Origin of the sequence: Odoribacter sp. N15.MGS-14 (assembly GCF_000980245.1) — a bacterium.
Taxonomy (GTDB): domain Bacteria; phylum Bacteroidota; class Bacteroidia; order Bacteroidales; family Marinifilaceae; genus Odoribacter; species Odoribacter splanchnicus.
Genome location: NZ_LARE01000024.1, coordinates 1 through 26,085 on the forward strand (window position 1 = coordinate 1; position 26,085 = coordinate 26,085).

Annotated in this window: 19 protein-coding genes and 1 pseudogene; 9 read left to right on the top strand and 11 right to left on the bottom strand. The window is 44.2% G+C overall.

Annotation, left to right across the window (positions count from 1 at the left end):
* The 3 genes and pseudogenes from WS34_RS07130 to WS34_RS07140 all read left to right on the top strand — a co-directional run.
* Positions 1-293, top strand: a pseudogene (locus WS34_RS07130) (hypothetical protein); the annotation flags it as partial.
* Positions 290-1,243: a DUF4369 domain-containing protein gene (locus WS34_RS07135; protein WP_022160271.1), complete on the top strand. Its 954-nt coding sequence runs from the start codon at positions 290-292 to the stop codon at positions 1,241-1,243. The pseudogene WS34_RS07130 and the gene WS34_RS07135, both read left to right, overlap by 4 nt.
* A gap of 159 nt (positions 1,244-1,402) precedes the next feature.
* Positions 1,403-2,122 carry a precorrin-2 C(20)-methyltransferase gene (locus tag WS34_RS07140; RefSeq protein WP_046403968.1) on the top strand — a complete coding sequence of 240 codons (720 nt, stop codon included), beginning with the start codon at positions 1,403-1,405 and terminating at the stop codon, positions 2,120-2,122.
* A 32-nt stretch (positions 2,123-2,154) separates the two neighbouring features.
* Here the strand turns inward: WS34_RS07140 and WS34_RS07145 are convergent, their stop codons facing one another.
* Genes WS34_RS07145 through WS34_RS07170 form a run of 6 tightly spaced genes read right to left on the bottom strand, consistent with a single transcriptional unit; the run spans position 2,155 to position 10,473 of the window.
* Complete coding sequence (locus WS34_RS07145) at positions 2,155-3,297, bottom strand: DUF4857 domain-containing protein (protein ID WP_046403969.1); 1,143 nt, start codon at positions 3,295-3,297, stop codon at positions 2,155-2,157.
* 22 nt (positions 3,298-3,319) lie between these two features.
* A complete protein-coding gene (locus WS34_RS07150) occupies positions 3,320-3,991 on the bottom strand; it encodes a hypothetical protein (protein ID WP_022160274.1) in 672 nt (223 codons plus the stop codon).
* A 4-nt stretch (positions 3,992-3,995) separates the two neighbouring features.
* Positions 3,996-4,886 carry an ABC transporter ATP-binding protein gene (locus WS34_RS07155; RefSeq protein ID WP_046403970.1) on the bottom strand — a complete coding sequence of 297 codons (891 nt, stop codon included), beginning with the start codon at positions 4,884-4,886 and terminating at the stop codon, positions 3,996-3,998.
* A gap of 11 nt (positions 4,887-4,897) precedes the next feature.
* Positions 4,898-6,424, bottom strand: a complete 1,527-nt coding sequence (locus tag WS34_RS15480; RefSeq protein ID WP_286693663.1) for a DUF6850 family outer membrane beta-barrel protein — start codon at positions 6,422-6,424, stop codon at positions 4,898-4,900.
* Positions 6,425-6,434: 10 nt separating this feature from the next.
* Positions 6,435-7,688, bottom strand: a complete 1,254-nt coding sequence (locus WS34_RS07165; protein ID WP_046403972.1) for a DUF4876 domain-containing protein — start codon at positions 7,686-7,688, stop codon at positions 6,435-6,437.
* 4 nt (positions 7,689-7,692) lie between these two features.
* Positions 7,693-10,473 carry a carboxypeptidase-like regulatory domain-containing protein gene (locus WS34_RS07170; RefSeq protein ID WP_046403974.1) on the bottom strand — a complete coding sequence of 927 codons (2,781 nt, stop codon included), beginning with the start codon at positions 10,471-10,473 and terminating at the stop codon, positions 7,693-7,695.
* A 246-nt stretch (positions 10,474-10,719) separates the two neighbouring features.
* Between WS34_RS07170 and WS34_RS07175 the strand changes: the two genes are divergently transcribed.
* Both WS34_RS07175 and WS34_RS07180 read left to right on the top strand, forming a co-directional pair.
* Positions 10,720-13,401, top strand: a complete 2,682-nt coding sequence (locus WS34_RS07175) for a S8 family serine peptidase (RefSeq protein WP_046403976.1) — start codon at positions 10,720-10,722, stop codon at positions 13,399-13,401.
* 4 nt (positions 13,402-13,405) lie between these two features.
* Complete coding sequence (locus WS34_RS07180) at positions 13,406-14,335, top strand: PorV/PorQ family protein (RefSeq protein ID WP_046403978.1); 930 nt, start codon at positions 13,406-13,408, stop codon at positions 14,333-14,335.
* A gap of 3 nt (positions 14,336-14,338) precedes the next feature.
* Here WS34_RS07180 and WS34_RS07185 read toward each other — a convergent pair whose 3' ends face one another.
* Together WS34_RS07185 and WS34_RS07190 are read right to left on the bottom strand one after the other, a co-directional pair.
* Positions 14,339-14,917, bottom strand: coding sequence for a PepSY-associated TM helix domain-containing protein (locus tag WS34_RS07185; protein WP_013612578.1), 579 nt, complete (start codon positions 14,915-14,917; stop codon positions 14,339-14,341).
* A 3-nt stretch (positions 14,918-14,920) separates the two neighbouring features.
* Entirely contained in the window at positions 14,921-15,511 is a 591-nt protein-coding gene (locus WS34_RS07190) for a hypothetical protein (RefSeq protein WP_022160280.1), read from the bottom strand.
* Positions 15,512-15,729: 218 nt separating this feature from the next.
* On the opposite strand from WS34_RS07190, the gene WS34_RS07195 reads away from it, so the two are divergent.
* The 4 genes from WS34_RS07195 (at position 15,730) to WS34_RS07210 (ending at position 20,747) form a co-directional block, all read left to right on the top strand.
* Positions 15,730-16,281, top strand: coding sequence for a 30S ribosomal protein S16 (locus WS34_RS07195; protein WP_013612576.1), 552 nt, complete (start codon positions 15,730-15,732; stop codon positions 16,279-16,281).
* Between the two features lie 10 nt (positions 16,282-16,291).
* The gene (rimM, locus tag WS34_RS07200) at positions 16,292-16,825 is read left to right on the top strand and encodes a ribosome maturation factor RimM (RefSeq protein WP_046403980.1); all 534 of its coding nucleotides are present in this window, start codon (positions 16,292-16,294) and stop codon (positions 16,823-16,825) included.
* 276 nt (positions 16,826-17,101) lie between these two features.
* Positions 17,102-19,642, top strand: a complete 2,541-nt coding sequence (locus tag WS34_RS07205; RefSeq protein ID WP_046403982.1) for an adenosylcobalamin-dependent ribonucleoside-diphosphate reductase — start codon at positions 17,102-17,104, stop codon at positions 19,640-19,642.
* 136 nt (positions 19,643-19,778) lie between these two features.
* On the top strand, positions 19,779-20,747 hold the full coding sequence (locus tag WS34_RS07210; protein WP_229032342.1) for a bifunctional riboflavin kinase/FAD synthetase: 969 nt from the start codon (positions 19,779-19,781) through the stop codon (positions 20,745-20,747).
* Positions 20,748-21,605: 858 nt separating this feature from the next.
* Here the strand turns inward: WS34_RS07210 and WS34_RS07215 are convergent.
* The 3 genes from WS34_RS07215 to WS34_RS07225 form a co-directional block, all read right to left on the bottom strand.
* Positions 21,606-22,844 (bottom strand): DcaP family trimeric outer membrane transporter, encoded by a 1,239-nt coding sequence (locus WS34_RS07215; protein ID WP_046403983.1) that lies wholly within the window; start codon positions 22,842-22,844, stop codon positions 21,606-21,608.
* A gap of 267 nt (positions 22,845-23,111) precedes the next feature.
* Complete coding sequence (locus tag WS34_RS07220; protein ID WP_022160174.1) at positions 23,112-23,816, bottom strand: response regulator transcription factor; 705 nt, start codon at positions 23,814-23,816, stop codon at positions 23,112-23,114.
* A complete protein-coding gene (locus tag WS34_RS07225) occupies positions 23,806-26,016 on the bottom strand; it encodes a sensor histidine kinase (protein ID WP_286693664.1) in 2,211 nt (736 codons plus the stop codon). The genes WS34_RS07220 and WS34_RS07225 overlap by 11 nt, the downstream gene beginning before the upstream one ends.
* Positions 26,017-26,085 lie beyond the last annotated feature (69 nt).

Below are 26,085 nucleotides of genomic sequence, written 5' to 3' on the forward strand. Positions count from 1 at the left end.
TGGTCTATGTGTGTGATACAACTGTACGTACAGGTTTGTCAACCCGTGTCGTGTATTCTTTGATCGAGATGAGCAAAGTCAATGTCAGTTTTTCTGCCAGTACAGTCAACGAAAGGAAAGCTCAGGTCGGTTTCAGGATATTGGAAGATGAAAAAACATTGGAAGTAACCGTATTCGATTATGCACCGGTTGACTTTTTTATGGAAATATATGATTTTTTCAAGGACGACCCCCAAGCCCTGATGTGGGATGCAAAAATTCAGTATATTTTCAGTTTGGTTGAGGAAGAATGAGATATATAGTCATTATTTTATGGATTGCATGTCTTGGGGCATGCAATCCGGATGTAAAGCAAAAGGTTACGGTAAACGGTAAGCTGACAAATTACAAGGGAAATAAAATATATTTTGAGATTTCCGGCCGGGATTCTTTAGTTAAAGCGGAGCTTGATTCGGCCGGCAGATTTTCTGCATGTTTGGAGTTGGATGAAGGGACTTATGTGCGCCTGATGAATGGGAAAGCCGCTTTTCCTTTGTATCTGGCACCCGGCATGAAACTCAGGGTTGAAATGGATGCAGCCAAAATAAAAAATGGCGAATATGGGTCGGTTGTATTTCCTGAAGGCATCAATAAAGAGACTCGCATGATGATACATTATTACGAGAATCAATGGTTCCCCTCTACGGAAGAGTTATTTATCTATACTCCGGCTGAATTTAAAGAGTTGCTGGATACGATTGTCGGCTATAATGATGGATTGATTGAAGATTTTTTGAAAGCTGATTCATCCGGTTATGACCGGGATTTTGCAGATTTGTTCAAACTGCAGGTGAAAGTACCTTTGGCTGTATCCTATTTCTATTATCCGGTGTATCATGCTTTGCTGAATCCCCAGGATCAGAGTGAAATTCCCGAAGACTTTAATATCTTCGATGAGATATTACCCAAGAATGACTCTATGATTTATAATAAGGTCTATCGTTACAAAACGTACGAAATTTCCTATTGGAATGAGAAAATCGCTCAGGAATTGAAAGACTTTTCCGGGGAACCGGCTCAGTATTTCAATGTATGGTTCGATAAACTTTCGGCTTTACATCTTTGTCCCCAGATTGCGGGTGATGTGGCTCATTCCTTTATTATGCGGCATGCCAAAGAAATGACTCCTGAAGTCAAAGAGATCGTCAGAAGTCGCAGTAAGGGGGTACTTATTTCCTCCAGCCAGCAAATAGAAGATTTTTGACTAGTAGAAGAGAAATCCGATAATCCGTATTTTTCAGAATATTTGTTTCTGAAAAAACGTGTCTGGAGTGGGTAAAAATGATGAGAGATTTGAGTTTTATTTTGACTGTTTTGTTTTTTTTATGACTTTTGCCGGAGGATAAAGCAGAGATATGATAGTATGGAAAATACAGGTAAGATTTTTGGAATATCGCTGGGACCGGGAGATCCGGAATTGATTACTTTAAAAGCGTTGAAGGCTTTGAATGCCGTGGAGGTTATTTTTTGTCCGGGGACGAAATCCGGCGAAGGGCGGATGAAATCCCGGGCTTTGGATATTCTTCGGCAATTGGAGGTCGATGAAACTAAAATTCGTCTATTTCAGGTGCCGATGTCCCGGGATCGGCAGGAAGCTTTGTGTGCTTATGACCGGGTTTGCGGAGAGGTATTGGAATTGGTCAGATCAGGAAAATCAGTAGGGATTACAGCTGAAGGGGACGCTTGTTTTTATTCTTCTGCTCATTATATGTACGGGCAGCTTGCGCAGGCCGGTTTTCCGGTTGCGATGATCGCCGGTGTACCTGCTTTTATTGCTGCCGGGGCATCTGTCGGATTGCATTTGGTAAAACAGCAGGAACGACTGTTGGTGATTCCCGGGGATGTGATTGTCGAAGAACTGCTGGAAACTATAGTTGCCAAGCGTACACTCGTTATCATGAAAGTACCTTTGGGCGAGGCGGTATTGCGTCCTTTTATAGCCCGGCATCCTGAATTACACTATTATTATTTCGAACAAGTGGGAACAGGACAGGAATATTATTCTTCTGTGCGGGAAGAAATATTAGGGCATTCGTTTACCTATTTTTCTATTTTAGTGATAAAACCGGCTTTCTCCCGTTGAGAAGCAGGGGACGGGAGAAAGCAGTCACGGTTTCAATGAACTGTTTTTTTCTTATAGTACTTGCCTAAGAACAGCAGGATAAGCAGAGTAGGTACCCAAAGGGCTTTGACCGAATAGTTTCCTAACCGGGGATAGACATATTGGTCGTCATACGAGGTAAAAGACAGCTCTGCCGGGAAAAAGTAATGTCCGATTTTTGAGGCCATGCTACTTTGTTGCGGATAGGTCAGGGAATCGATCAAAGAATAATCCGTTGCGTCGAGAGCGAAAATATGTTCTCCGTCTTTTTTGTCGATGCTGACGGTCCAGTTGAAAAGATCTCCGATAATTTGTATATCGTCCTGCCGGGGATCGTATTTTCCTATCGGTAGGGGATATAACTGATAATCCGGATTGGATAATGCCCAAAGATTATTTTCCTGATCTGTCAGTAGTGCATAAAATTTACGGTTCGGATATTCTTTTACGAAAATATGTGTGATTTCAATTCCCTTGGGTAAGGGGATCGGACGAAAATAAGGACGTCCGCGCAATTGTTTCAGATGAAAAAGCCGGTGATCCGAATCGGTTAGAAAATATCCTTCATCGTACTCTTTTTTCACAGTGGGATTGCCTCCGATACACCGGACCGGAAAACGAAAGTCTTTCTTTTTCATTGCCTGGGTAAAAATTTCACTTTTCTTTTCCAGGATGGTGTTGGTTGCCATATCTATAAATTCGATCCGGTTGTTTAGCCGGAATACGTCTCCCGGCATTTGCAGGTCTACCCGTCCGGACATCGCTTCCAATAGCGGATACAAGCGGGGAACCGTTTTATTTATGTCCGAAGCGGATTGTCTGAAAATGAAATTGGTCAATCCTATTTTTTGCGGAGTTAGTTTTATTCCGTTCAGGCTGTCCGGCAGGCGGCCGTCGGAAGCGAGCTGATGGTAATAAAAGAAAGGCAATATGCTGTCGAACTGACGATCGGAATAAAGATGTCCGTTCCGGTCTTTGTATTGTACCCCTTTGTTTTCACTGTAGTCGAGACAGGCAAAATCATCGATGATGCAGCTGTATAGAGTGAAAGGATTGCGTATTGGCTGGGCGGTCATGAAATGGTAAAACCAGGGAATGAGCCAAAGGGATAAGACAAGGATGATAAAAACGAAAAATATTTTACTATAGCGTGCCATTGATTTTATTTTTTAATGATGATCAGTCTTGTTTTCCGGCTTTAAAGCGTGTGACAGATAGCCAAGGCAATATGAATGTGAAACCGGTAAAAAGAAGCAGGATCCATATAAATCCGTCATATGCCTGAGGAACATTCGAGAGGAAAAAAATCCGTATAATACCGCAACTGATAAAAAAATTGAGAATCTTCCGTTTCCAGGTCGGTTCGAGGCAAATCCAGCTTGTCAGGGAATAGGCAGTAATACCGCCAATATACCAGGGAAGCGAGGTCAGCAGGATGCGGTCGGTTAGTTCCGGAGCAAGTATATTTTGAAGATAAACATACAGGATGAGATAGTCGATGAGATAAATGACGATCAGTTCACTCAGACCGGCAATCAGCATCAGCATTAACATCCGGTTTTGAGGATATGGAAGATGCAGAGTCAGCTTTAACCGTTTTTGCTGCATTTCGGGCACAAATTGGACAATGGCGAGCAAGAGTCCTGTCAATAGGGGGATATAGGTTAAAGTTTCGATAAAAACGACATCCCTGCTCAACAGGATTTCCCATAAATGGGCTACCCCCCTGAAATTGATCACTCGTTGTATCCCGAGCAGGGCGTAAATGATGAATATGACCGATACGATTAAAGCGATAGGAAAATAACGGCGTGTTTTGATCCATTCTTTGTAAAAAATTGCTTTTTTCATAAATTCAATATTTTCCGGTTAACCCGATAAAAACGTCTTCCAGATTCATTTTTTCAGCGGACAAAGAAGTGTGTGGGATTCCGTTTTGTGCCAGCCACTGTTTGACATATTCCATATTCTGAAAAGAATAGGTCTCGGCATGCCCGCGGATTACGGAGGTATTGTAGAGGTGGGGATCCGCCGGTAATTGTACTTCTCCGCTCCCGGTTGTAAAGCGGTAACGGGTGAAGGTGTTCAGTAACTCGTTTACCGGTTTTTGAATCAGAATTTTTCCGTAATCCATGATGATACAATCGTCGATCAGACGTTCCATATCCTGGATGATATGGGAAGTCAGGAAAATGGTTTTCGATTCGGCTTTAGCGTATTCTTTCAGGTATTCGATAAACAGCCGGCGATAACCGGGATCCAAACCGAGCGAGAAGTCGTCCAGAACGAGTAATTCTGCATTTTGAGCGAGGATTAGTCCTAAAGCTACCTGTGAACGCTGGCCACAGGACATCCGTAAGATTTTTTGTCCGGGAGCGACTTTCAGTTTGTGCATCAGTTCGTAGTAGGCATCTTTATTCCAGGCCGGAAAGAAAGCGGAATAAAACCGTTCGATTTCTTTGATCGTCATAAATGTGTATTGTACATGCCCTTCGATCAGCAAAGCCATCCGTTGCCGGGTCTGAGGGTTCATGTTCCGGATATTTTCCCCGAATATCCGGCATTCTCCGGAATAGGGCTGTAAATATCCGCTGAGAATATTGATCGTTGTGGTTTTACCGGTTCCGTTCTTACCCAGTAAACCCAGGATACGACCCCGGGGAACCTGAAAACTTAAATTTTCGTATATCAGCCGTTTCCCATAGTAGTGAGTCAGGTTTTGGCATTCGATGATATTATCCTGCATATTGAATTGAATTAGAATTTAAGACTGCAGCCGACCGTGATCCGGTCAGAATAATTATGATTCCGGAACCTGCAATGTTGCCAGCCGATGTCTGTGGATAAGGCGAACGTATGGTTTAACGGACGGTTCCATACGATGGACAGTTCGTAGCGGCTGAAATCGCTTTTCAGGTTTTCATATTGCTGCCGGACGGCATTTTTGATCAGTTCTTCGGAACTTAAGCGGTCGATATCCAAATGGCTGGTTGTCGTTCCGAAATAGTCGCCCGCGATGGAAATCCGGAACAATGATTTTCTGAGCATCAGCAAGGATGAAACGGACAGACCTCCCTGATATTTGGAATCTTTCAGGGAAAGAGAGGGGGACAGATACCCTGTGCTGACAGAGCGGAAACCGATCCGCGGCTCTACCCATAGTATATCCTGCTGTTCATTTCCCCAGCCCCATATTCCATTTAACAACAAGGCATATATTTTATTGCTGTATTGTTCCAAATCGTTGATTTTCGGATAATTGCTACTACTGCCTTCTCCGTAGACAAATTCAGTACCTTTTCGTTTATGGTACAGTCCTTCCAGTTGGATACCCTGCTGATGTCCCGGGGCAGACCGTTTCCATCCCCAGGTGCCCTGGATGCTGTTTTCGTTCAATCGGGTCAATGGCAGGTAATTGTGAGCCAGCATGGTTCGTTTGATGTTCAGCTTGTGAAAATGGGCACTGCCGTAAAAACCTTGCCGGTCGTACGGAGCGAGGTCGATACCTCCTCCGATGCTTCCTCCGTCGTATTGTATTCCCGTATTTCCGTCTGAAAACCGGGTACTATACATACCTAATCCCAGCATTTGATACACTTTGGATACGCCCAGGTCCGAAAAAAATTTGATACTGTTCCGTTGACGGTAAATCCTTCCGTAAACCGCAGCTCCGATGAGGTATCGGGTATGGACCTGCCAGGCTACACCTCCCGACAGTTTCAGGTCGGAAACAATATTGCGCGGCCGGGGATCGGTTTTCCGGTATTCGATCATTGCCCGGTAGTCTCCGCTGAGTCCCCAGGAAAAGCGTTTGTAGATTCGCGAGTAGCCTCCGCAGAATGTATAGGATTCGGTATTCAGGTCGCCTCCGGCTGTGTCGGCCATAATGTATGGATACAGCAGTTCGAAATCGGAAGTTTCGTTCCAGCAAACCGATTTGATTTTTCCGGACCGGTATCCGGCATGCCCCCAAACGGTTGTTCGGGGATTCAGATGGAGGTAACTTTCGGCCTGGAATACTCCTTGCCGGTATCCGTTCCCTTGTTGTACGATAACGGCTTCCTTTTCATTTTTGTATTCTCCGCTTAACCGGAGAGAAGAGAGACTGAATTGCCGGGCATAGGGTTGCAAGGCCGGATTGGCATATAACTTTTCTCCGAAGGCGAACAGAGGAGAAAGGCATTCCCGGACGGCTTGGAGGCTGTCCGGGTTGTCCTTCTCTATTCCTAAGATCGGTGTCGTATACAAAAATAATATGATGAATAGATAACCGTTCCTTTTCATGGATGTTTGTTTATTCTTTCAGAGACGGGGTCGCATCGGCTTCAAAGTCTTCTGTCGAATTGTTGGTGTCTTTTAATATTTTACGTCCGTTTACTGTCGATTCGACTTTCCGCCGTACGGATTTGTTGTACCGATTGGGATCGTGATCTATACTGCCGCAGTGTGTCCAGCCGGCATCCAGAGAAGAAGAGGTGACGATCCACTGAAAGTCGGATTCTATGCTTAGATTGACGGCATCGATGATCCAGGAATTAGGAACGTAATAGGTTTCTGTTTCCATGGGGGTTGAAAAATCGCCAAAAACGAATGTGTAATTGGCTGTATAAGCATATTTTTTCAGGAAAGTTTCTTTGTCTGTTTCCATTTTGGCTAAGGCATAGCTGTGGAATCCCCGGTTGTGTAAGCCGGTATAAGTAAGGGTGTAAGAATACCATTTGTCCAGATTGGGTACTTCCGGATTATCTGTATCCAAAAAGTTGGGGTTCGAAGATTCGTCATAAAATTCGAAGTCTGCAACACTCAGATCGAATGAGTTGGGATTGGCTTCTGTATGATTGCTGGCATCCAGGGCCAATAGCAGGGATTCGCCCGGCTGTACAGGATGATCCTGACCGGAACCCGGAATGACGAAAATGAAGTCTACAGAGAACCCTTGTTCCATAATATCCGGGGTATAATCTTGCTTGTCTACGGTCATAAATTCCGATTCCAGAATTGCCAGACCGTCGGCATACAGTACTTCTGAAGAGTTGTTGTAAATTTTGATGTATTGGTCTGCGCTGTATTGGTCTCCGGACGGAGTCGTACTACCGGCGAAATAGATCTCTTCAATGACGAAACCGTTGGTAGAGGGGGTATAGAAAGACATGACCTGTGCGGGCAGGGTCACTGTCGTTCCGCTGATGGTTACCGATTCCTGATAAGCACGGATATTGGCAACTGTCGGAGTCTGGATACCACTGATCGTGTAACTGACTTTTCCCTCTGCAATAAGCCGGTATAAACCTTCCGGGACGGTTGCCGTGACGGTGATGGTTTGTTCGTTCATACTGACACTGCCATCGTATTGGGTGTTGGTGTTGATGTTGGTGAGGGTTACCTTCAGATCCGATAGGGTCGGGTTTTCGATATCTTCCGGTAGCGACAGCGTCCAGCTTACCTGACTTTCGGGGACTGCTTTATCATCATCCTCGCAGGCTGTGAATGTGAAAGGAATGATTAATGCCAATAAAATGGCCTGAAATAGATTGTACTTAGATTTCATAATATTAAATGTTAAAATTTAGTTCCATACCAAAATAAGGAGATTGACCGATCTGTCTGACCTTTACTCCATTGGAGGTATAATCGGGATGACAGCTGATCAGGCGGTTGACAAAAAGTGCCAGATTGATCCGGTCTCTATATAATTGTTTTGTGACTTTCAGATTGAAATTGACATTGAAGGCCTCGCTGATTGTACGGTCGAAGAGGGCTTCATTGTATGATTTTTTCAGCCATTGCAAATACATATCCTGGCTGGATTCTTCGGTATAAGGATAACTATTGCCCTGACTGTCTACATAATATTCGGGAATCCCGCTTTTCCATTCCGTTTGCTGATCGCTGAACCACAAGCATTGTGCCGACAGGGAAAAGCCTAGTTTCAGGTTGGGAATATGGGTGTCGAACATAAAATTTGTATTGAAGCTTCTTCTGATGTATCCGTCGGGATCGGTGTACCAGCCGACATAAGGTAACCGTCGGTTGTTGATGATCTTGGTACTGCTTTCATAGTAGCCCTGGCTGTTGGAATAGACGGTCCGGAAGTAGGCTCCTGAAATGGTGATCCGGGTGGCCAAAGCCGGAATCCGTTTACTTGAAAACTGAAACTCGACGCCTGTCTTCCGGAGTTTTGTCCCATTGGTCGTGATGCCGTATATACACATCAGGGTATCTTGTGTATAAGTCATCTGGTTCAGATCGGGGGGACCGTCTAAAGTCGTTGCATCGATGGAATTGTTATCGTATGTTTTATAAGCCAGTGGTAGCATCCGGGTTCCCGTCCGGAAACCGGAAGTCATATTTTCTTTAAAATAGGTGACACTGAGATTGTTTTCAGCATATGTTATATTCCCCCGGATTTCCCATTTGACATTCCGGGCAGCCGACAAATCGGGGTTCGTCCGGTCGATGATGTAGGTGATCATCTGTAGACGTCTGTAAGCCGGATTGTTGTGATAATAGTTCAGCTGTATGATGTCTTCATATAACAGATTGGGATACAATTGAGTCAAAGAGGGCATCATGGAATGCCATCCGATCCCTCCCCCTATTTCGTAGCTTAGTTTCTGGTCTCCGATGAAGGAAGCGGGAAACAGCCATTTCATGTTGACACGTGGATCGAAATAAATTTGTTGTGGTTTATATGCTTTCGGTAGATTCAGAAGGGAAGAAGCCCGGACTCCGGCCTGTATTTCCAGTGTATGGGTACTGACCGGTAATGTAAAATAATCCTCGGCGAAAAAAGACAGGTCGTGCCCTGCCGGTATGTCGTTATAGGGACGGGGACGTGTAGAGATGGAGGTATAGTTGACCGGCCGCAGGGGATCATAAAGTTGTCCTTCTCCGAAATTTTTATCCATCTGCCAGTCTGTCCCTATTTTCAGTTCCTGTCTTGTTTTGGCTATAAATAACCTGAAATTACCCGTCAACCGGACATAGGCTCCGAAAGGACGGTTGTCTACTTTTTGAGTACCCACGAATTGAAAGGGCAGAAAGACGCCGTCATGTTCACCTGCTTCATTGCTGTTCGGAGCAGCCATGGCCCGGCTGAGAGAATTATAGCGTACCTCATCGACCTTGTCTTTGGAAAAACTGACAGAACTATTAAAAGATAAGGAATTGAAAAATGCGGTTTGGTTTTCCGATTGCCATTCGATATTATTGATCCAGGACAGCCGGTTGATTCTGGATTTGTAACTGTCTTCTTTATGACGATTGATGTCCGGGTCGATTTTTTCGGTATTGAACGAACCGTTATAATCGGCGTGAGTACTGTAAAAGACATTGTACGGACCGGTTTTCCAGGTTTTTTCCAACCGGAGGGAAAAGGTCAGGCGTTTGTAGTTTTCCAGATTGTCCCGGGGGTCTGCCTTGGCATCCAGCCAGTCGATATCGCTGTTGATTTTGATTTGCCGTTTCGGAAATTCGAATCCTTTTCCCAGGTAAACCAATTTACTGCTTTCATCTGCTTTAAATCTGGCATTGAAATGGTTACCTCCCATTTTACGTTTGATTTTTACGATTCCGCTGGTCAGATTTCCGTATTCTACCGAGGGAATACCCCGGATGATTTCCACTTGTTCGATTCCATCGGTAGAAATGCTGCGCATATCGACACCCCGGTTTACGGTACTTCTTTTCCGGTCGTCTGTACTTGCTTCACCGCTGACGTACAGCATATCGGCTCCGGTATTGATCGGCGTACCGTTGATGAAAAAAGCGATACCGCGGGAAGCGACATCGTAGTCGGAACTCGAAGAACCTTCGCCGGCTTCCCGCAACCGGATCGGGTTGACCTGATTTAGGGCCGGATCCGATGAACGTCCCCCCGGTAACAATTCCAGAAGATCGCTGAAACTGGAAGGTTGAAGATGTTCCATGGCTTTGCGGTCGATTATCGAGGAGGAAGTCATACCATGAGACTCCCGGGCGGTAACGATAACTTCCTGCATGACAACCTGATCGGGAGCCAGCAGAATATGCAGGGAAAAATCACTTGTAATCCGGATGGTGTCGGTATAAGTTTTATAACCGATAAAACTGACTTTCAATTTATAGACTCCTGTCTGAACGGAGGGGAATAAATATTCGCCTTGTGCGTTGCTGCTTCCTGCAATGATTTTATGATTATCCTGTGTCAGGCTGATTGTCGCCAGGAAAAGGGGTTCATGATTGATAGAATCGCACACTGTAATCCGGATGGGGAATGTATTCTTTCTTGTGTTTTGACCGGTCAGATTATCAGTCAAAACAAAAACCAGAATGATTACCCATAGTGTTTTCATGTTTTTATTAAAATTTAATTTGAGATCGCAAAGTTTGTAAAGCTGTCAGAGAAAAAAAATCCCCATTTATTGTTATTTTTTACTGGAATAACAGGGTATGCTTACTTGATTTGGGGGTAAAAACAGGATGTATTTACCAGAATAGTCGGAAAATCCGGATGGGGTAGAAAGTTTAAAATACCTAAAAATTGTGATTACAAAATCGATAGAGAAAGCTTTACTTCGCATGCTTAATTGAAATTTTGTATGATACAATTTAGAACATTATTCCTGTCTGTATTCGGACTGTTCATGATGGCCTGTGCCCGGGAGGAAATCATCGTATCTGAAACTTCTGTACAGGATACTCCGATCGGGATGCAGGCGCAAAAAGGACGCCTTCGTTTAAAATTTAAATCCCGGTTTGCCGGGAAAGCTGAGCAGACGGTATATACCCGTGCCGGAACCGGAGATATCCGGATCGTATCTATGAAACGGTTATTTCCCTTTGCCGGGAAATTTGAAGAAAGGACCCGGAAAGCGGGTCTGCATCTTTGGTATGAGGTCGAGTTCGACGAACAGACACCTGTGACCCGTGCACTCGCCTTATTGGGAGATACAACGGAGATTGAGATTGCAGAACCGGTATACGTTATCCGTAATACGGGAGGAGAGGGAACGGTTCCTGTCCGCTCTGCCGGGGAACGGAGTTCGGATGGGACTGCCCCTTTCAATGATCCGGAACTTTCTAGGCAGTGGCATTATTCCAATACCGGAGAGTTACCGAATTCAGTGGAAGGAGCGGATATCAATTTATTTGCAGCCTGGCAAAAAAATCAAGGGTCGAGGGAAGTTATTGTGGCGGTCATCGACGGAGGTATTGATTACCGGCATGAGGATTTGAGCGGAAATGTAGGAAATCCTGCAGAATTATTCGGAGAGCCGGGGATCGATGATGATGGGAATGGGTATATCGATGATAGGTATGGATGGAATTTTATCAATGGAACGAATCAGATCGAAGCGGATGATCATGGGACCCATGTTGCCGGTACTATCGGGGCTGAGAATAACAATGGTGTCGGTGTTTGCGGTATTGCCGGTGGACATGGCGGAAATACGGGAGTATGGTTGTTGAGTTGTCAGCTGTTCGGGACGATAGATGGCCGGGAGGTTTCTGCTTCTTTTCCGGAAATGATCAAATATGCAGCGGATGCCGGTGCGGTTATCGCTCAGAATAGCTGGGGGTATGAAAATATCACTTATTTACCCCGGGCAGATCAGGAAGCGATCGATTATTTTATTCAGTATGCCGGAGTCGATGAACGGGGGGAGCAGACAGGGCCGATGAAAGGAGGAGTCGTTATATTTGCTGCAGGTAATGAGGATAAAGATTACCGGACTTATCCGGCAGCTTATGAAAAAGTCGTTTCTGTTGCGGCTTATGCTCCCGATTATAAAAAAAGCTGGTATTCCAATTTTGCAGACTGGGTCGATATCGCAGCTCCGGGCGGGACATACGGCTATGGAAGGAAGTATAACGATGAATGCCCTGTATACAGCACCTTGCCGGATAACCAGTACGGCTATATGCAGGGGACATCCATGGCTTGTCCTCATGTTTCGGGTATCGCTGCTTTAATCGTATCCCAATTCGGAGGTCCCGGATTTACTCCGGAAAAACTTTTGGCTCACCTGTATCAGGGAACCCGGGACATCGATGTTTATAATCCGGAGTATGCGGGTAGATTGGGGATAGGGGCCGCTGATGCCTATTTGGCTCTTGCTGAAGATCAGGGAATCGCTCCTCAGGCTGTCGATACCTTATACTGCGGAAATACTTCCGGAGTGGTTGAAGTGACCTGGCAGATCTCGGCCGATGAAGATGATGGCAAACCTTTTCAGTATTTGGTTTGTTGGAGTGAAGAACCTTTGGGGCAATTGGATCCCGGGCGGTTACCCGAAGGAGTAGCTTCGGTTCGGGTTACTGTTCCCAGGGCCGGGCAGGTCGGAGATACGATGACGTGCCGGCTGACAGCTATCCGGGGAGAAACCCGGTATTATGTAGGTATTGTTGCTATTGATCCCTGGGGACATTATTCCGGGACTACGACGGTTTCTTTTGTGTCGCCGCACAATGAACCCCCGACGATTACTTCTGAGTATGAGGAACAAGCGCTTACTTTGAAGTATAACCAAACCGGAGAAATAGTCTTCCGGATTTCAGATCCTGAAAACCAGGAATTTAATTATGAATTGGAAGATGAAAACCATCTGGCGGAATCGACACAACTGAATGACCGGATTACGGTAAAAATACGTAATTATGGATTTCAGGCCGGGACATATCGTTTGTGTCTGAAAGTGACGGATAGCGGGGGAGCAATGGCTTCCAAAGAATTTACGGTGGTTCTGGAGCCGAACGAGAGTCCCCGTTTGCAATCTCCTTTTGAAAATATATGGTTCGGTTCCTTACAGGAAGTGCGCACGGTGTCGCTGGCCTCTCATTTTACTGATGAAGGTCCCGGAGGCTTGAGTTATGCTTATGAATATGATCCGGCCTATTTGACTTTAACTTCCGGGCAGGGAGAATTTAGGCTGAAACCCTTGAAATTCGGTCTTTCCCAAGTGAAAATCACTGCGACGGATGCTGAAGGGCTTGCCGGGGAAACTGATTTTTGGGTGATGACCCATGACTATCGGCAGGAGGTAACCTTTTATCCCAATCCGGTTACGGATAAACTGAATGTCCGGATGGGGCGGGACGTGGAAGGAACTATTTACCTGACTTTTTCGACGCTGGACGGACAACTGGTCAAAAAGGTGAATGCGCCGATCGGACCTTTTGCTCCGGCGGAGGTAAACCTTTCCGATTTGAAAAAAGGAACGTATGTCGTACAATTGGAATATATGCAGGAAACCTATACCCGAACTCTAATAAAGCAATGAAATAATGAATCGTATTTTTTATATAGTGGTGATATGTTGTCAGGCATTCGGATTATCCGCACAGTCGGTGGCTGATGCCGGTTTATTTACGTATTCGGCTGCCGGGACGGTTACAGCTTCTTTGGGAGGCAACGGGGTTGCCTGGGGGCCGGATGCTTTTGCTGTGTTCAGAAATTCGGCACAGGGGGCCCTGGCTGATGCGAAGGTTATTGCCGGTTATGCGGTTTCTTCCTGGATGCCGGGATGGAATTTGGCGGATCGGCATTGGATACATGATGCCGGAGGGCTGTTTACATTCGGAGGAAGACAGGCTGTACTTACCGGAGTGCGTTATCTGAATCTGCCTACTGTCGAATTGACTGATGAAGAAGGAAATCTTCAGAGCCGTTTTACTCCTTACGCCTTGGAAGTGGATGCCGGATATGCTTATGCTTGGAGAGGAAAGCTGGCGGCCGGACTGACGTGCCGCTATTTCCGCCTGGACCAAAAGACATTATTGACAACATATGTAGCTTGTGATCTGTCTTTGTTTTATCGCGATTCGCTTGCCGGACGTCCTTACTTCTGGCAGGCGGGAATGCAGCTGTCGAATATCGGTGAGGCTTATCTGCCTTTAAAAATCGAGTACGCCGTGAGTGCCGGTTGGGAACAGGGGGCACATCGGGTGATGTGTACCGGAGGAATAGCCCATCAGGAATTGGCTTATGGATTTTGTACTTTGGGAAGTGCAGGAGTAGAGTATTCTTTCCGGAAGAAGATATTTTTACGGGGCGGATACCGGAGTGGCAGACCTGCGAAAGGTATATTTGCCTGTACGGCTTTGGGAGGCGGGATGAAATGGCACGGGATCGGCCTTGATGCAACCTGGAGACTGGCATCTTCCGACAGTCCCCAGAGAAATGCATGGCATCTGGCCCTTACTTTTGCGATTTGAAAATCAGGAAAAGAATATGAACCCGATAGGAATGAGCAAACCGAGTGCGAATTCGATCCCTCCGCGTCCCCAGAAACCTTTGGGGCCTTTGATCATAATCAAACCAGTGAAGGTAATTATCAGTAGAGACAAAATGAAAATATCTGAAAATACAGTCCACCAACGAGACGGATTATAATGAAGGCGATTAAACCAGCTGATAACCGGCCGTTTTTTGATTGACTCGTAGATCCCTTCTCCGCTTTCAGTATGGATTACCAGGGAACTTCCTCCTTTTATGAAGATTTTGATGCATCCCGGTTCAGGGGAATAATGTTTCAGGTAACGGTTCTCTTCTCCGATTGTTTTTAACAGTCTTTCGGCAAATTCCCGGTTTATTTCCTGGGGATTCGCCGGGATTGGCTCGGTAAACCGAATTTGTTTTTGCCGGATGAGATAATCGGAATTGAAATCCTTTTTGTGGTTGAGCATAAAACCAGAGATGGCATAAATCATCAGTATGCCGGCAAAAAAAAAGGAGAGGTCACGATGAAGTAACCTGCTCCATTTACGGATGATATCAGAATATGATTTTTGTGACATAATTTATTCGACAATTTCGTATGTATCTCCTTCAATGTAATAGAAAGACAGGTAATTTTTGCCTTCTTTGGCTTGACGGTCGGCAATCCTTTGCCGGAAATTGGTGATCCGTTCTTCGATGCTGTTGGCAGGCGCTTCTCCCCTTGCTTTTTGTTCGGATGCACATCCTTGCTCTGTCGTACCGTGTTTCTCCGCAGTCTGGGCTTTCACCTGGGCTTCCCATTCGGTCAGATAGGCTTCATCGATTCGCTGTTCGACTAATTTTCCTGTTATCCGGACCAGATTGTTTACGGTTTCGGGTTTGAAACTGCCGATTTTCGTGCCGGCCTCTACACGGATGGTTTTTGTGTCGTCGCTACCCATCAGGAAGATTTTGCCGCCTCCGTGAGCACAGATGTGCGTACAGAGCGCTTCTGTCGTGAAAGTTTTTCCGGTCAGACTGTCGGCCCGGGCCAATATGTCGTCCACTTCCAGAATCTGGGATTGTGACATTTGGGATTGTGACGTGGCCGATTGAGTCGTTTTGGATTTGCAGGATGTCAACAGACAAGCTGTAATAGTTGTCAGCATGATAAATAACAAAATATGTTTCATTGTTCCGATTTTTAAATTTCGGTCAAAAATAGAGCTTATTTTCACTTTTTTAAATACCAATATATAGGTATTTAGAAGATTGAGAGTGGGGATATTCGGTTTTAGATATACTCCGGGCGAAATATTTTTGACATTCATTTTTTACTTCCGGCTTTTTCATATATCTTTGCAATCCCTATCGAGTATGGGGAGAGTATTAATTTTTTTAATTAGAAACAATGTCTACAAAAATCAGATTAGCGAGACACGGACGTAAAGGTCGTCCATTCTATCATGTAGTGATAGCAGATAGTAGAGCACCACGCGATGGTCGTTACATTGAGAAAATCGGAACTTATAATCCGAACACTAACCCGGCTACTATCGATCTCAAGTTCGACAGAGCTTTGTATTGGTTGATGACTGGTGCACAGCCTACCGATACTGCTTCAAGAATCTTGTCCTATAAAGGTGTATTGTTGAAAAAACATCTGTTGGAAGGCGTAAAAAAAGGTGCTTTTGATGAAGCTGCTGCTGAAGCTAAATTTGAAGCCTGGATGAAAGAAAAAGAAGCTAAAATACAGGCTAAAATTCAGAAATTGGCTCAGGCCGGTGATGCAGCTGCTAAAGCTGCTTTGGAAGCCGAAGCTAAAGTTCGTGCTGCGAAAGAAGAAATAATTGCTAAGAAAAAAGCTGAATTAGCTGCTGCTGAAGCTGCTAAGAAAGCTGAAGAAGAAGCTGCTGCTGCTCCAGCTGAGGAAGCTGCTGCCGAAGCTCCTGCTGCTGAATAATTTTCTGGTAATGATTACACGGGAAGATTGCTTTAAAGTCGGAGAAGTTGCAAAAACACATAACCTGCAAGGGGAAGTGGTTATTACTACCGATAGTGATCTGCTCGAAAAATATGCAGACGAACCGGTGTTCCTCCTTTTGGACGGAGCGCCGGTTCCTTTTTTTATAGCTGATGAAGGCTTGACGGTCCGTAATCATACTTCTTATATTGTAAAATTCGACTATGTCGATACCTTAGCCCAGGCAGGACGGCTTGTCGGATGTGAAGTCCTCTTCGAAAAAGAATTGCTGGAGGGACAGGAACCGGAAGAATCAGGTTATGATATTTTCGAATTAATCGGTTTTGAAGTGAAAGATCAGGTTTCTGAAGAAACGGGAGAAGTTGCGGATGTTGCCGATTATTCCGGTAATGTTGTGCTGACGGTTTCCATTATGAATAAGGAGATTCTTTTACCTCTTTCCGAAAATTATATCTGCGAGATCGACTTCGAGCATAGCCGGTTGCTGGTGCAGATTCCCCGGGAACTTGTAGAATTGAATTGACAACTCTGTTTTCCGATGCTTGTTCCGGGCGTCCTTTTGTTGAAAACTATTTCTGTTAAAATACTTGTTTGTTTCATTTCTGTTATTCATCAAAACTATATTTTGGAAAACTTTTAACCTGTTGGTAACTTTTTATTTTATTGATAAATAAATGATTATCGGTTTGTTTTGGAAAACTTGTCGAAAAAATCATGGAAAAAAGTTATCACCTTTGATCTATTTTTCTATATATTTGCAATATCCTAACGCAGAAAAAATCTATTAAATCAATATGCTATGAATGAATACGAAACAAAGGGGAAGGATACTTATACGCAAGAAGAAGCGTTTCAGAGTTCATTGAATTATTTCAACGGCGATGAATTGGCTGCTCGGGTTTGGGTGAATAAGTATGCATTGAAAGATTCTTATGGGAATATTTTTGAAAAGAATCCCGATGATATGCATCGTCGGTTAGCCAAAGAAATTAGCAGAATAGAAAACCGTTATCCGAATCCGCTGAGTGAGGATACAATTTTTGAGGTATTACGGGATTTTAAATATATTGTGCCGCAGGGAGGTCCTATGACCGGTATCGGAAATGAGTTTCAGATCGCTTCTCTCTCTAATTGTTTCGTGATCGGAAATGAAGGTCCTTCGGATTCATACGGTGGAGTTATGAAAATCGATCAGGAACAGGTGCAACTGATGAAACGCCGGGGTGGAGTGGGACATGATTTGTCTCATATCCGTCCGAAGGGTTCGCCTGTAAAAAATTCTGCATTGACTTCTACCGGTATCGTTCCGTTTATGGAGCGGTATTCTAACTCTACCCGGGAAGTTGCTCAGGACGGTCGGCGTGGGGCTTTGATGCTGAGTGTGTCGATCAATCATCCTGATTCGGAAAGCTTTATCGATGCAAAGATGACCGAAGGAAAAGTAACAGGAGCGAATGTATCCGTGAAGATCGATGACGAATTTATGCGGGCGGTGATCAACGACGAAGAATATGAACAAAAATATCCGGTTTATTCCGATGAACCGAAAAACCGGAAACAGATCAATGCACGCCAATTGTGGAATAAAATTGTACACAATGCCTGGAAATCGGCTGAACCCGGTATCCTTTTCTGGGATACGATCATCCGCGAAAGTGTACCCGATTGTTATGCAGATAAAGGATACCGTACGGTTTCTACCAATCCCTGCGGTGAAATTCCTTTATGTCCTTATGATTCTTGCCGGCTGCTGGCTATAAATCTGTATTCCTATGTACAGAATCCGTTTACTAAAGGGGCCTTTTTCGATTTCCCTTTGTTCAAGAAACATGTAGCTATCGCTCAGCGGATAATGGATGATATTATCGATCTCGAATTAGAGAAGATCGATGCTATTCTGGATAAGGTACACGAAGATCCTGAGAGTGAAGAAGTGAAAGGGGTAGAAATTCGTTTATGGGAGAAAATCAAACAGAAAGCGAAAGAAGGCCGGCGGACCGGAGTGGGTATTACGGCCGAGGGAGATATGCTGGCTGCTTTGGGTCTGCGTTATGGAAGTGAAGAAGCGATCGATTTTGCCGTAGATATTCAGAAGACTTTAGCGGTCGAAGCTTATCGGGCATCTGTACATCTGGCAAAAGACAGAGGGACTTTTAAGATTTACGATACCCGCCGGGAAGAGAATAATCCCTTCATCAAGCGTTTACGCGAGGCCGATCCCGATATGTATGCCGAAATGGTGAAGTACGGACGCCGGAATATTGCTTGTCTGACGATCGCACCAACCGGAACGACCAGCCTGATGACTCAGACGACTTCCGGTATCGAACCTGTGTTCCTGCCTGTATACAAACGGAGAAGAAAGGTAAACCCGAACGATCAGAACGTACGTATCGATTTTGTGGATGAGTCAGGGGATAGCTATGAGGAATTTATCGTTTTCCATCACAAGTTTGCTGATTGGATGAAAGCGAATGGTTATGATACCACTAAACGTTATACCGACGAGGAAATCGATGAATTGGTAGCACAGTCGCCGTATTATAAAGCAACTTCCAATGATATCGATTGGGTGGCTAAAGTACGTATGCAGGGACAGGTGCAGAAATGGGTGGACCATTCTATCAGTGTTACGGTCAACTTACCCTCGGATGTAACCGAAGAATTGGTCGGTAATCTTTATATCGAAGCCTGGAAGAGCGGTTGTAAAGGATGTACGGTTTATCGTGACGGTTCACGGGCCGGTGTGTTGGTGTCCAATAAAGATAAAAAGCAAACAGCCAATCCCAATGAAATGCCGGCAAAACGTCCGATGGAGCTGGATGCCGATGTCGTGCGTTTCCAGAATAACAAAGAAAAATGGATTGCTTTTATCGGTTTGTATAACGGTCGGCCTTATGAGATATTTACCGGTATCGCCGATGATGAGGAAGGAATTATGCTGCCCAAAGCGGTTACTTCAGGTAAGATCGTCAAGCATTATGATGCTGAAGGAAATTCCCGGTATGACTTCCAGTTTCAGAATAAACGGGGTTTTAAAACGACGGTAGAAGGATTGTCTTATAAGTTCGATAAAGAATACTGGAATTATGCCAAATTGATTTCCGGGGTTTTACGCCACGGTATGCCGGTGCATCAGGCTGTAGAACTGGTGGCTTCTATGGAATTCGATAACGAAAATATCAATACCTGGAAGAATGGCGTCGAAAGAGCCTTAAAGAAATATATTCCCAACGGAACAGAGGCTACCGGCGAAAAATGTGAGAATTGTGGCTCTCCGGTGGTTTATCAGGAAGGTTGTCTGATCTGTAAAACTTGTGGAACATCGAAGTGCGGATAGAATAATCACTCCTCCGAATATTTTGCGGATAGCGGTTACATGGGTTTAGGCTGAATTGCAAATAAACCGGTGTAACCGCTATCACTATAATAACAATTTCGTATTTTTGTCCTCCTAACCGGAGAGTTGAAGGTGTATGACAGCACTTTTTACTTTTCACTTTTCACTTTTTGAGATGCAGATACATTACGGAACCGAAAATTTACAAATAGTCAATCCGGTAGTAACCATCGGTAGTTTCGATGGAGTGCATAAAGGGCATGTGCAGGTGATCGAGTCACTGAAAAGAGTGGCCCGGAATTTGAAGGGAGAGACTGTTATCATCAGTTTCGAGCCCCATCCCCGGGAGGTACTCTATCCGATGGAAAAAAGGCCGGGGATTTTGACCACTTTGGAGGAAAAGGCTGCTATTCTCGCCACTTATGGAGTGGAACATCTGGTCGTCCTGCAATTCACCCGTTCGCTGGCCGAATTGGAATATGCAGATTTTGTACGTCATATCTTGGTCGATAAAATCGGTTTAAAAGGTTTGGTCGTGGGGTATGACCATCGTTTCGGGAAAAACCGGGAGGGAACTTTTGAAAAACTGAAAGAATTAGCTGACCGTTATCACTTTTACCTCGAACAGGAAGAAGTATATGAAGAGAACCAAATCAATATCAGTTCCACAAAAATCCGGAATGCTTTGCAAATCGGAGATATCGATCGGGTAAATGAATTTCTGGGGTATACGTATTCTGTTAGTGGAAAAGTTGTTACCGGTGATAAAATAGGACGGAGTATGGGTTTCCCGACCGCCAATATCCGGTTGAACGATGACCGTAAACTATTGCCGGCCGCCGGAGTGTATGCTGTAAAGGTGAAGGTTGAAGGACAAGAATATCGTGGTATGCTCAATATTGGCGTACGCCCCACAGTCAGTTGTTCCGGCGTGGTGCGGATCGAAGTGAATATCTTTGATTTCGATGCCGACATCTATGGTAAAGAAATCCGGCTTTTACTTATTGCCCGTATCCGGGGTGAACGAAAATTCAACGGAATCGACGAATTGAGCGAACAGCTGAAAAAGGACCGTCAGGAAGTATCGGTATTGCTACAGCAATGACGTTTGCCCTGTAAACCTGAATAGTGGGTTCTGAAAAAAGGTAGGTTTTATTTTTTCTTTCTATTCCGATTTCGGGTTCTGTGTCGTCAGACCCGGTCGCCTGGAACGGTCCGTTAAGGCTTTCCTTCACTGACCGGCGGAACTCCTCACTTCGTTCGTCAGACACCACCGGTCGGGCGTTCGGAAAACCTAACCGGACCCTCGTTCCTGCTCCAAGGGTCTTCCGGCACAAAACCCTGCATCTTCCGTTTGCGCTACAGAGCAAAGGAAGAATAAGGAAAGTTTTGTAAAATGAAATACCGGATCACCTCTATCGTGATATGGATTGCTGAGTTACTTTATCGGAGCGTCTTCAGTACCTTTGATTTTAATTCGATTTCTGACATAAGGAATGGAAAACCCTTATTCCGTTGTGATTTCTATTTTTCAGATCCTGATTCGTTTTCCATGAAGTGATAAGATCAGTCGAAGGTGATCGTGTTCGGAGACCATTGGAGCTCTGGCGAGTGTCGTCTTGCTTTTTCTGAACGCCCGACCGGTGGTGTCTGACGAACGAAGTGAGGAGTTCCGCCGGTCAGTGAAAGAAAAAGCTAGATGACCGACAGAAGCGACCGGGTCACCGAACATGAACACCGAAGACGAACAAATACCGGAATAATTCTAGAATTAAATTAGTTTATAAAGCTCATAAAGTTTAGAGTTTCTGAATCTGCGGTCATTTCCTTATGGTCGTTAATGCGACCGACCGGGACTGAAAGTCCTATAAACAAGGTGCCATGCAGGGGGAATACTAATTTTATGAACTTTATAAACTCAAACCTTTTGGCTTTCTTCCTGCCGATCTATTTCGGTAAATAATCAGAACCGATATTGAATCATAGCATTGATACGGCTGGCATTGCCATAGTCGTGGTTGAAATTATTACGGCGTCCGAAAACATATTCTATGCCGGTAGTTCCGAATTCCGTAAAATTCCATAATAGATTAGCTCCTGCATATTGTGCATATTTGTAAGTATCCCCTTCCAGGTTGCCGCGGGCTTCAAGCCGGGCATAACTGTAGGTGATCGTCGAATAAAGCTTAGGATTCCAATTGTGTTGGAAAGCGCCGAACAGGCCCCACATACCGGGAGCTTTCAGATTTCCATTGTCGTCTGCTGTCGGGATCAGGTCATAACCGATACCCGAGATATCCTGAATGTAATTGGCAATCCCTTTACCATATTCGGCCTGAAACAGAAAACTGGTCGATGAGGTGATATTTAATTTACCGCTCCCCATAACACCCCAACCGGTTCTGATTTTATCCTTATCTTTCACTACATTTTTATAACTGATATTTCTTAAGATAGCTCCTACCTGAACGTGGCTCCCGTTTTTCATCGTATAGCGTATGTTCAAAGGAATATCCGGAACTTTCTGCCGGATGGATTCGGCATTTTTCCCGGTTGTATACGATGCTTTGGCATATTCCAAGGCTAAAGAAGATTGCCATCGATCGTTGATATGGTAAGTATACCGAAGCATCGGCTGACGGATTTCGATACCACTACTCGGTCCTTCTTCATCGATAGTTGTAGGTACGGCTGTCATATCGCCGAAAGTACTCCAGGCTTGTCCCAGCGTAAAACCTTTGAATTGTACGAAAGCTTGCTGGAGCTTCGGGGTGTTCTGCGGCCCCTGGAATTCCATTTCGATATAAGACACTAAACGTCCTACATCCGTATTGCCTACTAATTTAAAAAACAAACGGGATTGTCCGACTGTCATACCGTAACTGGCACCGGGTTGATGTCCTTTCATGGCAATAGTCGAAGTTGTAAAAAAATTGTAATCTTCTACGCCGTTAAAGTCGTAAACTCCTGACAACTGAACGTATCCCCCGACACCGAAAATAAAATTTTTGTTGTCATCGAAGAAAATAAAGCGTGGAGCTGCCGGGTCATTGTAAGCCAGTGGAAAGGCTTCTTTCATCATGGTATAGAAATTATGGATATCCCTTTCTTTCGATACCGATACGACATTTACTTTCTGTGCTTGTGCATAAAACCCTGCCACAAACACAGAAAATAATACGATTAAAACTTTTTTTTTCATAATCCTACCTATTTGGTTTTTTACATTTTCATTTTTGTTATGGAGTATATACGCTTTAGGGAGCGAAAAAGTAGAAAGGAAATACTATAAAGTAGGTTGTGATTGGTTAAAGAATTTATAACTCTGTATAAGCTGAGAATAATTTTTGGCAGTTATATATAAAACAAGTATAGATTAAGAATGAAACGATACTTTTGATCCATAACCATTTATAAAAACAGAGTAATTGCATTTTAATGTGATGTACTAATAATTAGCCGTTTACTATTATTTTTCGGGAGTACTGAAACAATATCCTTTTCCATAGGAAGAACGGATTTTCAGCGAAGTATCAGCTTTCAGAATTTTCCGGAGCTCAGAGATATAATCCCGTAACAGACTTATTTTGGACGCGTTGTCATTGTTCCAAAGTCTTCTGCAAATGATTGTTCCCGGTATAAAGGAATTCTGATTTTGACAAAAAATAGTCAATAATTCGGCAAGCATCGTTTTGAGCGGGTAACGCTGGTCACCGATTTCAAGGGTAGAGTTTGCAGGGTAGAAACGGCTGGTCGGAGATAGCTGATATACTTTTTCTGAGGGGTGGCCGGTTATTTCCGGTCCCGGATATCGATTCAGGGCTGCTTCGATCCGGGCACACAATTCGTCTATACCTCCGTCCTTACGGACAAAGTCACTGGTACCTATTTTTAATGAGGCTGCACATAGTTCGGTGTAAGAGCTAAGGATGAGTACCGGAATTTTTTTATCCAATTGCCGGATCAATAAAAATACTTCTATTCCTGTTTTTCCCGGCATTTGATAGTCGAGTACGACTACATCCGGACGGGAAGACTGGTAGGCGAGCCAGGCTTCGTCGCCATCGAAGACTGTTTTTACTTCATAACCGTTGTCTTCCAGGGCTTCCCCGGTTTCTTGTGCGGTGATGCGGTTATCTTCTGCGTACAGTATTTTTATTTTTTTAGTATCCATAGTCGTGGTATAAAATCATCGGATGTGTTTTGAGTATGGTTAATTTGTCCAGCAGGTAATTTATTTTAATGATCATATTTTCGTATTGTTTGATGTTTTTGTGTAACAGTTCGGTATGGATCGGTGGGGATATAGGGATAGCCGGGGAGGGGTGATCCGATTCTGTGCCATGTAAATGACAGAGTTGTACTTGTAATTCCCGAAGGAAATGTTGTACTTCATTCCGTTGCAGATGGATCAGTGCTTTCTGGCGGCGATCGACCGCCATCAATAAATGGGTGAACCATCCCGACAATAAGATCGATAGCAAGGCAAATAGTAGCCAAATTTTGTGGGTGGTCAAAGGCTGTAACCAGGGATAAGCGAGTTGTACCTCCAGTCGGTGTCCCTCGACATACCCTAGGGGCATACGGAAAATAGCCGGCAGGAAGATATTCGGATCTTCGGAAGGATACCGGTCGATGATTTTTCCATTGGCGTCCTTCCGGATGAAGAAAATTGGAAATAGCAGGTCGCTCTTCTTATAATAGTGGACAAGTGAATCGAGACACCAGGATGAATCCCGAAGATCATAAAATAAGCGGCCATATACATAGCTTTGATTGACGATCCCGCCCATCTCTACTGTCGTATCTTTTACTCCCCGGGTGATCGTAATTGAATTCTCCTGCCAATTGTTTTGAAACCTGGCGGTATCCTGTATCTGGAAAAGATTTTTACTCATTTTAAAAATCGTTTCGTCGATCAAAGGGCTTTCGTGGTTTACAAAATTAGTCCGTTCGGCTGAATATAAATTGAACATCCAGACCATTTCAGCCAGTAATAAGGCAATGAAAAAATAGCGGTATATATGTGAAAAGGAAACTGATTTTTTATATGATTTCGGTTTATCCAGACACAGAGAGAGACAGAATTCCGATCCCTCGTTTTCTTTGCTTTTTATCTGTATGTGTCCATTGTACTGCCGCACAATTTTACGCACATAAGCAAGTCCTATACCGTGGCTATTCTGGTGACGGTGATTGGAATGAAAACCGGTCCTGAAAATACGTTTCCGGGAATGAGTGGAAACACCCGGTCCGTTGTCTTTGACCGAAATCAGTAATTTATTTGTTTTTTCCTGTTTACAGGTAATCTGAATTTCGGCTTTTTCTCCGGCATATTTCAGCGCATTGCTGATCAGATTGTCTACCAGGTGGATCAAATGAAAAGGATCGGCAAAGATTTCCGGATCTTTCAATTGAAAATCAAGATTGATAGTGGCTTTTTCGTGGCCACACCGGTAGTTGTCGATCAGTTCTTCGAGTGCTTTTTTCAAATCGAAAGTTCGGTTTTCTATTTCTCCTCCCCAGCGTCCTGCCGACTGTATGGTAATTTGTTGCATTTCTTTTAATAAACGCTCCGATTGGTGGCGGCTGATTTGTAGTTTTTCATATATTTTTTCGGGAGGCCAGGTGGCCAGATTTTTCAGGATCCTGCCTTCTATATCGCGATTGGTACATAGCGGAGTTTTCAGGTCATGGATAAAAATAACTTGTTTCTCGATATAGCGTAAGTTCTTACGTTCCCTGCATTCTTTCTTTATGATCAGGAATCCATAATATATGGCCAGGAAGAGTGGAAGTAATGAAAGTAAAATTCCGTATTTCTGATACTTCCAAAAATAAATAAGCGGAAAATCATACCAGGCCATCAGCTGGTCTTTTTCGATATTACCCAATTGCTGCGGGCCGAAAGCAGGAGCTCTTTGAGGCAATAGATGGGAGGGATAGTGATCTATAAGCTTTCCGTTCGGATCTTGTCGTGTGAAAATTACGGGTAATTCCGTTACCGGACAAAAATGCCGGAAATAGTGGGCTATACTGTCCAGCTTCCACAACTTTTTATTGTAATCATAACGTTGTTTATTGAATAGGTCGGTCATTTCTTTCCGCAGGGTATCTATTCTGAAATGGTGTCCCCGAAGAGTATATTCCATGATAATTCTGTTTTCTATTCTGAAGTCGACGAAACTGTCGTCCTCCTCATTTATCCTGTATGCTTCCTCTCTGATAGCTGCATGTATCGCCTGGTTGATGTCGTTCCGAAAATTTTTTTCTTCAATCCGGAACCAATAGATCAGCCAGCTGCTTTCTGTCAGGAGAAACAGGATTATCGACAGGATGATCATGCCGGGGTTATGTAAAAATAATTTTTTCATCGGGTTAAAAATAAAGATTAAGTGAAAGAATCACAACTTTTGTTTCTGTTGAATGTGGAAATAATTCCG